The sequence below is a fragment of the Agromyces luteolus genome (assembly GCF_009729855.1).
GTDB lineage: Bacteria > Actinomycetota > Actinomycetes > Actinomycetales > Microbacteriaceae > Agromyces > Agromyces luteolus.
The window spans coordinates 185,769-198,870 of sequence record NZ_WODA01000022.1 but is presented as its reverse complement, the minus strand read 5'-3'; the positions used below and the strand labels follow the sequence as shown (position 1 = coordinate 198,870).

The window sequence follows — 13,102 nt, the reverse complement described above, 5'->3', positions numbered from 1 at the left end:
CGCCCGCGTCCGGCGCGCTCACGCCAGTGCGAGCAGGCCCGCGGCGACGAGCGCGAGCGCGAGCCCGGCCCACTGCACGGGTGCGATCCGCTCGCGCAGCACGATCGCCGCGAGGAGGATCGTGCCCGCCGGGTACATCGCGCCGAGCACGGCCGCCACGGCGAGGTCTCCCGCGCGGATGCCGAGGAGCAGCAGCACGTTCGCCGTGGCGTCGACGACGCCGCAGGTCAGGGCGAGCACGAGCGCGACTCGGAGGTCGCGGAAGCGCGTCGCGCCGGGCGTCGCGGTCCCCGGGGCATCCGGCACCGCGTCGCGACCGGCCGACGCCGTCGCATCCGCCGCTGCCGGTCGGGCGGCGCTCGGCGCGAGCGCGCCGGACCGCGCGCGCAGCGCGGCGAACACGGTCACCGCGCCGAAGGCGGCGAACAGCACGGTCGCCGAGACGACGCGGTTCGCGACGAGCGGCACGACGCCCGAGGCATCCGTCGTGTGCGAGATCGCGATGTAGTACCCGCCGATCGCGAGCCCGGAGCCGACCGCGAGCAGCAGGCCGCGTGCGCTCGGCCGCACCGCGCCGCGCTCGGGCACGAACCCGACGAGGACGACCGCGACGAGCGCGACGCCGATGCCCCAGACGCCGAGCGGCCCGAAGCGTTCGGCGCCGACGAGCGTGCCCCACAGCATCGGCGTGATCGCCGACATGAGGGCGGTGAGCGGGGAGAGGATGCTCATCGGGCCGATCGCGAGGCACGCGTAGAGCAGGGCGATCGCGACGGCGCCGATCACGCCCGAGAGCGCGCCCCAGCCGAGGTCGGGCGGGGTCCAGGCGCCGCCGAGCAGGGGCAGGGCGGCGATCATCGCGACGAGGCCGGCGACCGAGGCGACGGCCGTGGCGAGGAGGGCGCCCAGGCGACGCGCGGCGAGGCCGCCGAGGAAGTCCGCGGCGCCGTAGACGATCGCGCCGGAGAGCGAGAGGACCGCGGTGAGCATCGTGGTTCAGCCTAGGGGCGCCCGACGACGCTGCTCATCTGAGCAGCGGGCGCTGCTCATCCGAGCAAAATCGGCCGATTCGTTGAACGCCGCGTGACGAGTGGGTCAAGTCCCTTCCCTCGGCGCAGGCCCCGCCATAGGCTGCCGAGCAGTGCCCGCCCGCACCCGGGGTGGTCACGTGCGACGCCGGGGGAGCGCGAAGGCCGGTCTCCCGCATCCGTCCTTGCAGAGGAGATCACGCAATGCAGCAACGTTCCCCCGGTGCGGCTCGGTCCCGCGCCACGTCCCCCAAGCAGGCCCGCCGCCGGGTGGCCGCCGGTGCGCTCGCCGGCGCCACCGCAGTCGCGCTCGCGCTCGGCGGCATGGCCTCCGCGCAGGCCGCGCCGTCCCCGAAGGGCCAGGAGGCCCGTTCGGTCGACATCAACCTCTTCACCGTGAACGACTTCCACGGCCGCATCGAGCAGTCGGGCACCGCCGCGGGCATCGCCAGGCTCGCGAGCGCCGTCGACCACTTCCGGGCCCAGAACTCGAACACCGTGTTCGCCGCGGCCGGCGACATGATCGGCGCGTCGACGTTCACCTCCTTCATCCAGGACGACGTGCCCACGATCGAGGCCCTCAACGCCGCGGGACTCGACGTCAGCTCGGTGGGCAACCACGAGTTCGACAAGGGCTTCGCCGACCTCACCGACCGCGTGATGCCGCTCGCCGACTTCGAGTACCTCGGCGCGAACATCTACGACAAGGCCACCGGCGACGTGGCCCTGCCCGAGTACTGGCTGGCGAAGTTCCAGGGCGTGACCATCGGCTTCGTCGGCGCCGTCACCGACGAGCTCCCGTCGCTCGTGAGCCCCTCGGGCATCGAAGACATCACGGTCGGCAGCCCCGTCGAAGCCGCGAACCGCGTCGCCGACGAGCTCAGCGACGGCAAGAAGGGCAACGGCGAGGCCGACATCGTCATCATGCTCGTGCACGAGGGTGCCGCCACGACGAGCGTCGCATCGGCGACCGACCCGAACAGCCGGTTCGGCGACATCGTGCTGAACGCGAACGACAACATCGACGCGATCGTCTCGGGCCACACGCACCTGCCGTACAACCACGTGATCGACGGTCGCCCCGTCATCTCGAGCGGCCAGTACGGCGAGCGGTTCAGCAACATGGAGATCAGCTACGACCGCGCGACGAAGTCCATCACCAAGATGGAGAACACCCTCTACACGATGGCGACCGCGTTCGACGCGAACAACAACGTGACGGCGTGGCTCTACGAGCCCGACCCCGAGATCGTGCCGATCGTCACCGAGGCCACCGAGATCGCGAACGAGCTCGGCAACGTCGTCATCGGCGACACGGCGGCAGCGCTCAACCGCGCGCAGCGTCCCGGCGTCGTGAACGGCGTTCCCGCGCTCGTCGAGAACCGCGGCGGCGAGTCGACCCTCGGCAACCTCGTCGCCGACGTCCAGCTCTGGGCCCTGAACGAGGACGGCACGCGCAGCGTCGACATCACGTTCATGAACCCGGGCGGCCTCCGTGCCGACATCGACCAGGGCTCGACGACGTACCGCGAGGTGGCCAACGTCCAGTCGTTCGCGAACACGCTCGTCACGCTCGACCTCACCGGTGCGCAGATCAAGGGCATCCTCGAGGAGCAGTGGCAGCCCGCCGGTGCGTCGCGTCCGTTCCTCAAGCTCGGCGTCAACGAGGGGCTGACGTACACGTACGACCCGACCGCCGCACAGGGCTCCCGCATCACCGAGATCTTCCTCGACGGCGTGGCGCTCGACCCGGCGGCGACGTACTCGGTCGGCGCGAACTCGTTCCTCGCCTCCGGCGGTGACAACTTCGTCACCTTCCGCGACGGCGTGAACAAGGCCGACAGCGGCAAGATCGACCTCGAGGCGATGGTGGACTACTTCGAGACGGTCGGCACCGTGTCGCCCGACTACGCCCAGCGCGCGGTCGGCGTCGACGTCGTCAGCGTCGCGGGTGGACAGGCCACCGTCGACCTCTCGTCGCTCGACTTCAGCACCACCGAGCCGAAGGCCGGCACCGTGACGGTCTCGCTCGAGGGCGTCGATGTCGCGACCGTCGCCGTGGACCCGTCGTTCCCGAACCCGGCGACCTTCGACGAGATCGGTCGGGCGTCCGTGACGTTCACCATCCCGGCAGGCGCGACCGCCGATTCGCGCTTCGTCATCACGACGCCGACCGGCACGACGAGCTCGTTCACGCTCCCGCTGTGAGCTGAATCGAGTCCTCACGCAGGCGGCCCCGGGCTTCGGCCCGGGGCCGCTTCCGCGTCTCGGGGCGACTACGCTGGTGGGGTGATGACCCGAGGTGCACGCGCAGCGCGCGGCGCGGCCGTCGCCGCGTTCGCGGTGCTGGCGGCATCCCTCGCGCACACGGTCGGCGGCGGCACGCCGCCCGGCCCGATCGCGCTGGCCCTCGCATTCGCGTTCTCCGTCCCGGTGGCGATGGTCGTCGTCGGCGGGCGGATGCCGCTCCTGCGGGCCTCGGTCGCGGCGCTCGTCGCGCAGGCCGCCCTGCACCTGCTCTACTCGCTCGGTACGCCCGGCGCGGGAGCCGCGGCATCCGTCGACGCCCACGCGCTCCACGCGGCCGGCGGGGCCATCCCGCTCGACGCGTTCGTCGCCGTCGACCACGGCCACGCCGCGATGCCGGTGGCGCACGTGGCCGCCGCGGCCCTCACGGTCGCGTTCCTCGTCGTGCTCGGCCGCTCGGCCGCCGTCGTCGCCGCCGTGGGCGGCGCGCTCGCGCGCGGCATCCGCCTGCTCGTCACCGCCCTCGCGGGCGCACCGGTCGCCCGCCGAGGCGACGCCCGCCCGCCGGTCTCCCGCCGCGACGGCCCGCCGCACCTCGGCATCCTCCTCCTCTCCACCCTCCGGCACCGCGGCCCGCCGACGGTGATCGCGGCCGCCTGAGCGGTCACGACCCCCGAATCCGTTCGCGCCGACGCGCCGAACCACTGCCGACGAACGCGGCAGCGCGTCCACGCACCCCTTTGGAGAAGAAGAACACCGATGCGATCCATCACCCGCACCACCGCAGCCGCCGCGACCGCCCTCGGCGCCGGCACCCTGCTCGCCCTCGCCGCGCCCGTCGCGGCACAGGCCCACGTCGTCGTCAACCCGAGCTCGACCGCCGCGGGCTCGTACGCCGTCCTCGAGTTCGCGTCCGGTCACGGCTGCGACGGCTCGCCGACCGCGAGCTACACCATCGACATCCCCGAGTCGATCCTGTCGGTCACGCCGACCCTCAAGCCGGGCTGGGACGTCGAGAAGGTCATGGTCGAGCTCGACGAGCCCGTCGAGGGCGCGCACGGCGACGTGATCGCCGAGCGCGTCGGGCAGGTCGTCTACACGGCCGAGACGCCGCAGCCCGACGGCTACCGCGAGACCTTCCAGGTCCAGGTCCTGCTGCCGGAGGACGCCGCGGGCGAGCGCCTCGAATTCCCGGTGCTGCAGGCCTGCACCGAGGGCGAGAACGACTGGAGCGAGCCCGTCGGCGACGACGGCGCCGAGCCGGAGCGACCGGCTCCGGCGATCGAGGTCACCGAGGCGACCGGCGACGCGCACGGCCACGGCGACGCCGAGGAGGCCTCGGACGAGCACGGCGAGGAGCACGAGGCCGAGGAGACCGCGGCCACGCAGGGCTCGGTCGACGTCCTGGGCCGGGTGCTCGGCATCACCGGCCTCGCCGTGGGCGCCGCCGGCCTGACGGTCGCGATCCTCGCACGTCGCGGGAAGAAGGCCTGACGACCATGTCGCGCCGGAGCACCCGGCTCGCCGCGACCGGGGCGGCGCTCGCCGCCCTGGTCGCGGTCGGCGGTCCAGCCGTGCCGGCGTTCGCGCACAACACGGTGATCGCCGTCTCGCCCGACGGCGAGGACACCGTGACCGAGCAACCCGGCGTCGTCTGGCTCGAGACCAACGACGCCCTGCTCGACGCCGACGGCGCCGCGGCGATGGACGTCGTCGGTCCCGACGGGCTCCACTACGCCACGGCGTGCGCCGCCGTCGACGGACCCATCGCGAGCGTCGCGGCCGAACTCGGCGGGCCGGGCGAGTACACCGTCGTGTGGCGAGTGGTCTCGGCCGACGGGCACCCGATCTCTGGCGACTTCGAGTTCGACTGGGAGCCCGCCGACGGCGAGCCCGTGGCGGAGGGCGCCGACGCCTCGCCGTGCGCCGACGCCGCGGGAGCGGGCGAGGACGACGGCGACGCGCAGGCCGGCGAGGCGTCGTCGAGCGGTGCCGCGCAGGACCTCGTCTGGATCGGCGCCGGCGTGCTGGCCGTCGCCGTCGCCGCCGCGGTCGCGTTCCTCTTCGTCCGCCGCGCACCGCGCGGAGCGGATGCCGCCGGCAGCGCGGCCGAGCCCGACGCGACCGCCTCGACCGACGATCCCGAGTCGACCGACGATCCCGACGGGCCTTCACCCGGTCGTTGACGACCGAGCTGCCGCCCGGCGCAGCGTCGGGGCCCGATCAGGCTCCGGTGAACGCGTCGGGCGGCAGCGCCGTCGCACCGTCCTCGATCGCGCGCACGAGCCGATCGGCGACGGCCGCGGGATCGTGTCCCCGCGGGAAGCGGGGCGGGGTTCCGAACAGCGGGCGCTCCGCGAGTCCCGTCTCGGTGTGACCGGGTCTGGCGTCGACGAGGCGGATGCCGCTGCGCCGCAGTTCCCGTCCGGCCGCCGCGACGTACGCCGCGAGTGCCGCCTTCGATGCCGAGTAGCTCGCGAGCCCGGCCGTCGGAAGCTCCGAGACGATTCCCGAGATCGTGAGCACCACGGGCTGGTTCCCCTCGGACGCGGACTCCCGAAGGCTCGGGAGCGCGACCGAGATGATGCGCATCGGCGCGAGGGCGTTCACGGTGAACAGGGTCTCGAGGTCCTCGCGCGCGGTCTCCGCGACGCCGTCGAACCCGACGACGCCGGCGGCCATGACGATCGCGTCGAGCCCTCCGAGTGCCTCGACCGCCCGCTCGACGATGGCCTCCGGAGCGTCGGCGTCGGTGAGGTCCACCGCGACGGCGGCGACGTGCGCCGGTCCGTCGGCGAGCCGGGACGCATCCCGGCCGTGCAGGACGAGTCGGGCTCCGCGGTCCGCGAGGCGACGCGCGATCGACGTGCCCAGCGCACCGGTCGCTCCGACGACGAGGATGCGCGCCTGATCGATGCGGGTCATGGACGCGAGCCTAGGTCGCCTCGGCGCGCGCGCCCGTGGTTCACAGCGGACTCGCACCGCGACCCGTCCTCCCCGTCGCCCGCCGGTCGTGGAGGTCCCGGCACCCGTGGGACCTGTCGGAGCCGCCGGGTAGGGTCGACGGGTGACCTGGAGCGAGCACCCCGAACCCGCCGGCGCACCCCCGTGGGCCGACGAGGTCCCGTGGGACCCCGACGAGCTCGCGCCCCCCGACGACGAGTGGGCGCCGCCGCCGCCGTCCGACCCGTCGGCGCGATCGCAGTCGGCCGAGCGGATGCCGCCGATCGCCGCCCCGGCGGCCGCGCCGGCGCGATTCGGCTCGGCGGACGATGCGCTCCGCACGGTCTACGGCTACGACGGGTTCCGCGGCGAGCAGGCCGCGATCATCGATCACGTCGCGACCGGCGGCGACGCCGTGGTGCTCATGCCGACCGGCGGCGGCAAGAGCCTCTGCTACCAGGTGCCGGCGCTCCTCCGCGAGGGCACCGGCGTCGTCGTGTCCCCGCTGATCGCGCTCATGCACGACCAGGTCGACGCGCTGGTGCGCAACGGCGTGCGGGCGGGCTACCTGAACTCCTCCCAGTCGCCGGCCGAGCGGGCGACGGTCGAGCGCGCCTACCTCTCGGGCGAGCTCGACCTCCTCTACGTCGCACCTGAGCGGCTCGGCTCCGAGCAGACCAAGCGGTTCCTCGAGCGGGGCACGATCGCGCTGTTCGCGATCGACGAGGCGCACTGCGTCGCCCAGTGGGGGCACGACTTCCGCCCCGACTACCTCGCGCTCGCCGAACTCGCCGAGCGCTGGCCCGATGTGCCGCGCATCGCCCTCACGGCCACCGCGACCGAGGCGACGCATCGCGAGATCACGACGCGGCTGTCACTCGGCGACGCGCGCCACTTCGTCTCGAGCTTCGACCGCCCGAACATCCAGTACCGCATCGCGCCGAAGCTCGACGTCCGCCGGCAGCTGCTCGACTTCGTCCGCACCGAGGGCCGCGACGCCGACGGCCACCCGGTGGCGGGCATCGTCTACGCGCTCTCGCGCGCGAGCACCGAGAAGCTCGCCGCGTTCCTCGCGGCGAACGGGGTCGATGCGATGCCGTACCACGCGGGGCTCGACGCCGCCACGCGTCGTCGGACCCAGGAGCGCTTCCTCCGCGACGACGGGGTGGTCGTCGTCGCGACGATCGCCTTCGGCATGGGCATCGACAAGCCCGACGTCCGGTTCGTCGCGCACGTCGACCTGCCGAAGTCGGTCGAGGGCTACTACCAGGAGACCGGTCGAGCCGGCCGCGACGGCCTGCCCTCGACCACGTGGCTGGCGTACGGCCTCCAGGACGTGGTGCAGCAGCGGCGCATGATCGACGAGAGCCCCGGCGACCTCGCGCACCGACGGCGGCTGGCCTCCCACCTCGACGCCATGCTGGCACTCTGCGAGACCGTGCAGTGCCGCCGTCAGAACCTCCTCGCGTACTTCGGCGAGCAGAGCGAGCCGTGCGGCAACTGCGACACGTGCCTCGAGCCCCCCGCCTCGTGGGACGGCACGGTCGCATCGCAGAAGCTGATGTCCACGATCGTCCGGCTCCAGCGGGAACGCGGGCAGCGGTACGGCGCAGGCCACCTGGTCGACATCCTCCGAGGCAAGCGCACGCCACGGGTCGAGCAGTACGGCCATGACGCGCTCGCGACCTGGGGCATCGGCGACGAGCTGTCGGAGGCGCAGTGGCGGGGCGTCGTGCGCCAGCTGCTCGCGCAGGGGCTGCTGCAGTCGGTCGGCGAGTACGGCGTCCTGACGCTGACGGATGCCTCGGCCGACGTGCTCTCGGGTTCCCGGCGGGTCTCGTTCCGCACCGAACCCGAGCGCCCGGTGCGCGCGTCGCGTTCGAGCCGTGCCGCGGCGCCCGCCGCGGCCGACCTCGAGCCGCGCGACGCAGAGCTGTTCGAGGCGCTCCGCGCGTGGCGCGCCGCGGAGGCGCGCGAGCAGGGGGTGCCCGCCTACATCGTGTTCGGCGACGCCACCCTCCGTGCAGTCGCGGTCCGCCGCCCGGGCGCGATCGCCGAGCTCGACGGCATCTCGGGCATCGGCGCGAAGAAGCTCGACGCCTACGGGGCGGCGCTCGTGCGGGTCGTCGCCGAGCACGCCGGCTGAGTCGGGGTCGCGCCCGCCCGCGGCATCCGCCGGGTTCACGACACGTCACCATCGGCCCTCGCGCTCGCAGCGCCCCCGTCGATAGCATCGGGCCAGAGGCCGTCAGGGCGGCGGCGCGGATTCGGGGAAGCGCATGTCCACAGCACAGGGAAGCCGGCCGGTCACCGTCACGATCATCGGGGTGCTCGCGTTCATCGCCGGGGCGATCGACATGGTCACCGGCGTCGTCCTCTTCTTCCTCCTCGCGGTGCCCGAGGTCGTCGACGGGTTCGGCGGCACGGGGCAGCTCATCACCGCCGCGATCGCGTCGATCGTCGTCGGCCTGATCACCGCCGTCCTCGCGGGCGGCCTGCTGCGGGGCAGCCAGCCCGCACGCCTGATCGTCACGGTGCTCCAGGTCATCTCGATCATCGGATCGCTCTTCCTGGCGGTCGCGTACCTCGGCATCCCGGTCGGCGAGTGGATCGGCCTCGCGATCTCGGCCCTCGTCGTGATCCTGCTCTGGACGCCGAAGGCGAGCGCGTTCTTCACGCGCTGACGAGCGACCTGCGACGACCCGACGACCCGACGACCCGCAACGACCCGCAACGACCCGACCACGACACGGAGGAGGACGCATGACCGGACAGGGCATCGAGGGAGTCCGTCGACCAGCGGCGGTGACGGTGGTGGGCGCGCTCGTCTGGGTGAACGCCGCGCTCGACCTGGTCGCGGGGTTCTTCCTGCTGACCCTCGCCACGATCGGCGGCGAGGACGCCGCGACGCGCACGGCCTGGGCGATCATGGGCTCCGTCTCGCTCGTGCTCGGCGCGATCGCCGCCGTCGTCGCCTTCGGCCTGATGCGGGGCAACTCGGTGGCGCGGATCGCGATCACCGTCATCGAGGTCTTCTCGATCATCGCCTCGGTGAGCGCCGCGATCACGAACCCCACGAGTGCGGTGAACGAGATCGTGAGCGCCCTCATCGCGGTCGCCATCCTGTTGCTGCTGTGGTCGGGCGAGTCGACGCGCTTCTTCCGCGGGTTGGCGCCCGATCGGCCCTCGGAGCCCTGATTCACGCGAATCCTTGTCGATCATCCAAGAGCGAGCGGCGGTCGGTTTGTAGGGTTCGTCAAGCGTGCTCGGATGCCGCGAACCGGCGTTTGTAGGCGACGAACGCAGTTCTCCGTCCGTCGGGACGCCCGCCGTACCGTGGGATCAGCCCTATCCCGCGTACGAAGGACGAACCGACGATGGTCGACACGGCATCCCGAACCGACGCTGCTCCCGCGCACACGACCGAGCGCCCCGGCACCCCGGAGCGTGCCGCGGCGGCCACTCCCGCCAACACCCCGATCGACGCAAGCGACGCTCCCGTCGTCGACGTCGACGCACTCGCACGCCAGCTCCTCGGCACCTGGCCGGAGGCTCGGCTCGCCGCACGCGAGCGCGCGGCGCACCCCGACTTCCAGCGGATCGACGGCCAGAGCATGGCCGAGCACCGCGAGCGCGTCCTCGGCCAGTTGCGGCTGCTCGTCGAGTCCGGCGCGGTGCACAAGGCGTTCCCGAAGAGCCTCGGCGGTGCGGACGACCACGGCGGCAACATCGCCGCCTTCGAGGAGCTCGTCCTCGCCGACCCGAGCCTGCAGATCAAGTCGGGCGTGCAGTGGGGACTCTTCGGCGCCGCGGTGCTCCACCTCGGCACCGAGAAGCACCACCAGAAGTACCTGCCCGGCATCATGACCCTCGAGGTCCCCGGCGCGTTCGCGATGACCGAGACCGGGCACGGCTCCGACGTGGCGGCCATCGGGACGACCGCGACCTACGACCCCGAGACCGAGCAGTTCGTCCTGAACACGCCGTTCCGGGGCGCGTGGAAGGACTACCTCGGCAACGCCGCGCTGCACGGCATCGCCGCGGTGGTCTTCGCCCAGCTGGTCACGAAGGGCGTGAACCACGGCGTGCACGCGTTCTACGTTCCGCTCCGCGACGAGACCGGCGCCTTCCTGCCCGGCATCGGCGGAGAGGACGACGGCCTGAAGGGCGGCCTCAACGGCATCGACAACGGTCGCCTGCACTTCACCGACGTCCGCGTGCCGCGCGAGGACCTGCTCGACCGCTACGGCTCCGTGGCCGCGGACGGAACCTACTCGAGCCCGATCTCGAGCCCGGGTCGCCGGTTCTTCACGATGCTCGGCACGCTCGTGCAGGGTCGCGTCTCGCTCGACGGCGCGGCGACCCTCGCCAGCGCGATGGGCCTCGCGATCGCGATCACGTACGGCACTGAGCGCCGCCAGTTCAACGCCGGCAGCGACACCGACGAGGAGGTGCTGCTCGACTACCAGCGCCACCAGCGGCGCCTGCTGCCGAAGCTCGCGACGACCTACGCGCAGGTCTTCGCGCACGACGAGTTCCTCGTGAAGTTCGACGCCGTGTTCTCCGGCGAGGCCGACACCGACGACGACCGCCAGGACCTCGAGACGATCGCCGCGGCCCTGAAGCCGCTGTCGACCTGGCACGCGCTCGAGACCCTGCAGGAGGCCCGCGAGGCCTGCGGCGGCGCCGGCTTCCTCGCGGAGAACCGCCTCGTCGGGCTCCGCCAGGACCTCGACATCTACGTCACGTTCGAGGGCGACAACAACGTCCTCCTCCAGCTGGTCGCCAAGCGACTGCTGACCGACTTCTCGAAGCAGTTCGCCAAGGCGGATGCCGGCGCGATGGCGCGATACGTCGTCGCGCAGGCCGCCGACCGCGCCTACCACGGCACGGGCCTGCGCCGCCTCGCGCAGATCGTCTCCGACTTCGGCTCGACCGCGCGTTCGGTGCACGAGCTCCGCGACGAGGAGACGCAGCGGGAGCTCCTCACCGACCGGGTCGAGACCATGATCAGCGAGATCGCCGGTCGCCTCCGCGACGCGCGGAAGCTCTCGAAGGCCGAGCAGGCGGCGCTGTTCAACCGCAACCAGAACGAGCTCATCGAGGCGGCTCGCGCGCACGGCGAGCTGCTCCAGTGGGAGGCGTTCACGCGCGGCATCGCGCGCACCGAGGACGCGGGCACGAAGCAGGTGCTCACCTGGCTCCGCGACCTGTTCGGGCTCGGCCTCCTCGAGACCCACCTGTCGTGGTACCTCATCCACGGCCGGCTCTCGCCGCAGCGCGCGCAGGCCATCACCGCGTACATCGACCGCCTGGTCGAGCGACTCCGTCCCTACGCGCTCGACCTCGTCGACGCGTTCGGCTTCGCGCCCGAGCACCTGCGCGCGTCGATCGCGTCGGGCGCCGAGCAGCAGCGACAGGACGAGGCGCGCGCATACTACGCCGCGCAGCGCGAGGCGGGCACGCTGCCGACGCCGGAGAAGTCGGAGAAGTCCAAGCGATAGCGGGAATGGGGGAGACGGGCCGGGCGCGCAGCGCCCGGCCCGTCGTCGTGTGCGGCGGGCTCAGCGCCGCGACGTGCGCTGCGAGCCCTCGTCGTCGCCGGGCGGCTTCATGATGGCGCCGGCGGCGAGTCCGACCGCGAGTCCCGCGGCGAGCCAGAGCCAGAACCCGGTCCAGAGGCTCACGACGAGTCCGATGATGAGCCCGACGACGATGCCGACGACGAGTTGGCGTCGACGTGCGGGCGAGAGCGGTTCGCGTGCGGCCATGCTGCCAGCGTAGGCGGTGTCGTCGCGACAGCCGCGATCGTCCGAGCAGGGGGCGACGGATGCCTCGCGGCGCGCCGCGGCATCCGTCGCCGTCAGATCAGGCCGAGTGCCCGCACCGCCTCGCGCTCGTCGACGAGTTCGGCGACGGACGCGTCGATCCGCGAGCGCGCGAACCCGTCGATGCCGAGCCCCTCGACGACCGACCACGAGCCGCCGTCGGCGACGACGGGGAACGAGCAGATCACGCCCTCGGCGACGCCGTACTCGCCGTTCGACCAGATCGCCGCGCTCGTCCGCCCGCGATCGCCGGTGCCGAGCATCCAGTCGCGCATGTGGTCGATGGTCGCCGACGCCGCGGAGGCGACCGACGACGAGCCGCGCACCTCGATGATCTCCGCGCCGCGCTTGGCCACTCGGGGGATGAAATGGTCCGCGAGCCATTCCCGGGCGGCGTCCGTGCCGCCGAGCCGGGCGGCGAGCAGCGCGGGCACCGAGTCGCCGTCGGCGGTCGCGTGCGCAACGTCCGGGAACTGGGTCGCCGAGTGGTTGCCCCAGATCGTGACGCCGCGGATGCCGCCGACCGGCGTGTCCACGGCGGCGGCGAGCTGCCCGAGCGCGCGGTTGTGGTCGAGGCGCGTGAGCGCCGTGAAGCGGTCGTTCGGCACGTCGGGGGCGTGCGACGCCGCGATCAGCGCGTTCGTGTTGGCCGGATTGCCCACGACCACGACGCGCACGTCGTCGGCCGCGTGGTCGTTGATCGCCCGCCCCTGCGGCCCGAAGATGCCGCCGTTCGCCTCGAGCAGGTCACCGCGTTCCATGCCCGCCGTGCGCGGCCGCGCACCGACGAGGAGCGCGGCGTTCGCCCCCTCGAACGCGACGACCGGGTCGGCGGTCACCTCGACGTGCGTCAGGAGCGGGAACGCCGAGTCCTGCAGCTCGAGCGCGGCGCCCTCGGCCGCGCGGAGCCCTTGCGGGATCTCGAGGAGGTTCAGGCGGACGGAGGTGTCGGGACCGAGCAGGGCGCCCGAGGCGATGCGGAACAGCAGCGCGTAGCCGATCTGCCCCCCGGCGCCGGTGATCGTGATCGTGACCGGTCTGCGGCTCATGGGCACG

General features: G+C 73.0%; 12 protein-coding genes. 8 read left to right on the top strand and 4 right to left on the bottom strand.

The window, feature by feature from the left end; genetic code table 11:
• Positions 1–18 precede the first annotated feature (18 nt).
• The gene (locus GLX25_RS11615) at positions 19–990 is read right to left on the bottom strand and encodes an EamA family transporter (protein WP_155842605.1); all 972 of its coding nucleotides are present in this window, start codon (positions 988–990) and stop codon (positions 19–21) included.
• Between the two features lie 242 nt (positions 991–1,232).
• Here GLX25_RS11615 and GLX25_RS11610 point away from each other — a divergent pair, with 242 nt between their 5' ends.
• The 4 genes from GLX25_RS11610 to GLX25_RS11595 all read left to right on the top strand — a co-directional run bounded on the left by GLX25_RS11610 (position 1,233) and on the right by GLX25_RS11595 (position 5,461).
• Positions 1,233–3,236, top strand: a complete 2,004-nt coding sequence (locus tag GLX25_RS11610; protein WP_155842604.1) for a bifunctional metallophosphatase/5'-nucleotidase — start codon at positions 1,233–1,235, stop codon at positions 3,234–3,236.
• An 81-nt stretch (positions 3,237–3,317) separates the two neighbouring features.
• Positions 3,318–3,935: a hypothetical protein gene (locus tag GLX25_RS11605; protein WP_155842603.1), complete on the top strand. Its 618-nt coding sequence runs from the start codon at positions 3,318–3,320 to the stop codon at positions 3,933–3,935.
• A gap of 99 nt (positions 3,936–4,034) precedes the next feature.
• The gene (locus tag GLX25_RS11600) at positions 4,035–4,769 is read left to right on the top strand and encodes a YcnI family copper-binding membrane protein (protein WP_155842602.1); all 735 of its coding nucleotides are present in this window, start codon (positions 4,035–4,037) and stop codon (positions 4,767–4,769) included.
• 5 nt (positions 4,770–4,774) lie between these two features.
• The gene (locus tag GLX25_RS11595; protein ID WP_155842601.1) at positions 4,775–5,461 is read left to right on the top strand and encodes a copper resistance CopC family protein; all 687 of its coding nucleotides are present in this window, start codon (positions 4,775–4,777) and stop codon (positions 5,459–5,461) included.
• Positions 5,462–5,498: 37 nt separating this feature from the next.
• Here the strand turns inward: GLX25_RS11595 and GLX25_RS11590 are convergent, their stop codons facing one another.
• Entirely contained in the window at positions 5,499–6,200 is a 702-nt protein-coding gene (locus GLX25_RS11590; protein WP_155842600.1) for an SDR family NAD(P)-dependent oxidoreductase, read from the bottom strand.
• 292 nt (positions 6,201–6,492) lie between these two features.
• Between GLX25_RS11590 and recQ the strand changes: the two genes are divergently transcribed.
• The 4 genes from recQ (at position 6,493) to GLX25_RS11570 (ending at position 11,722) form a co-directional block, all read left to right on the top strand.
• Complete coding sequence (gene recQ, locus GLX25_RS11585) at positions 6,493–8,364, top strand: DNA helicase RecQ (protein ID WP_155842661.1); 1,872 nt, start codon at positions 6,493–6,495, stop codon at positions 8,362–8,364.
• A 133-nt stretch (positions 8,365–8,497) separates the two neighbouring features.
• Positions 8,498–8,902, top strand: coding sequence for a hypothetical protein (locus tag GLX25_RS11580; RefSeq protein ID WP_155842599.1), 405 nt, complete (start codon positions 8,498–8,500; stop codon positions 8,900–8,902).
• A gap of 79 nt (positions 8,903–8,981) precedes the next feature.
• A complete protein-coding gene (locus tag GLX25_RS11575; protein ID WP_155842598.1) occupies positions 8,982–9,416 on the top strand; it encodes a DUF7144 family membrane protein in 435 nt (144 codons plus the stop codon).
• A 179-nt stretch (positions 9,417–9,595) separates the two neighbouring features.
• Positions 9,596–11,722: an acyl-CoA dehydrogenase family protein gene (locus GLX25_RS11570; protein WP_155842597.1), complete on the top strand. Its 2,127-nt coding sequence runs from the start codon at positions 9,596–9,598 to the stop codon at positions 11,720–11,722.
• A gap of 60 nt (positions 11,723–11,782) precedes the next feature.
• Here GLX25_RS11570 and GLX25_RS11565 read toward each other — a convergent pair whose 3' ends face one another.
• Together GLX25_RS11565 and GLX25_RS11560 are read right to left on the bottom strand one after the other, a co-directional pair.
• Entirely contained in the window at positions 11,783–11,989 is a 207-nt protein-coding gene (locus GLX25_RS11565; RefSeq protein WP_155842596.1) for an HPP family protein, read from the bottom strand.
• 92 nt (positions 11,990–12,081) lie between these two features.
• Entirely contained in the window at positions 12,082–13,095 is a 1,014-nt protein-coding gene (locus GLX25_RS11560) for a malate dehydrogenase (protein ID WP_155842595.1), read from the bottom strand.
• Between the last annotated feature and the right edge of the window lie 7 nt (positions 13,096–13,102).

Coding starts and splice junctions, on each gene's coding strand:
- GLX25_RS11615 (WP_155842605.1), bottom strand. CDS start 990: ATGCTCACCGCGGTCCTCTCGCTCTCCGGCGCGATCGTCTACGGCGCC.
- GLX25_RS11610 (WP_155842604.1), top strand. CDS start 1,233: ATGCAGCAACGTTCCCCCGGTGCGGCTCGGTCCCGCGCCACGTCCCCC.
- GLX25_RS11600 (WP_155842602.1), top strand. CDS start 4,035: ATGCGATCCATCACCCGCACCACCGCAGCCGCCGCGACCGCCCTCGGC.
- GLX25_RS11595 (WP_155842601.1), top strand. CDS start 4,775: ATGTCGCGCCGGAGCACCCGGCTCGCCGCGACCGGGGCGGCGCTCGCC.
- GLX25_RS11590 (WP_155842600.1), bottom strand. CDS start 6,200: ATGACCCGCATCGATCAGGCGCGCATCCTCGTCGTCGGAGCGACCGGT.
- recQ (WP_155842661.1), top strand. CDS start 6,493: ATGCCGCCGATCGCCGCCCCGGCGGCCGCGCCGGCGCGATTCGGCTCG.
- GLX25_RS11580 (WP_155842599.1), top strand. CDS start 8,498: ATGTCCACAGCACAGGGAAGCCGGCCGGTCACCGTCACGATCATCGGG.
- GLX25_RS11575 (WP_155842598.1), top strand. CDS start 8,982: ATGACCGGACAGGGCATCGAGGGAGTCCGTCGACCAGCGGCGGTGACG.
- GLX25_RS11570 (WP_155842597.1), top strand. CDS start 9,596: ATGGTCGACACGGCATCCCGAACCGACGCTGCTCCCGCGCACACGACC.
- GLX25_RS11565 (WP_155842596.1), bottom strand. CDS start 11,989: ATGGCCGCACGCGAACCGCTCTCGCCCGCACGTCGACGCCAACTCGTC.
- GLX25_RS11560 (WP_155842595.1), bottom strand. CDS start 13,095: ATGAGCCGCAGACCGGTCACGATCACGATCACCGGCGCCGGGGGGCAG.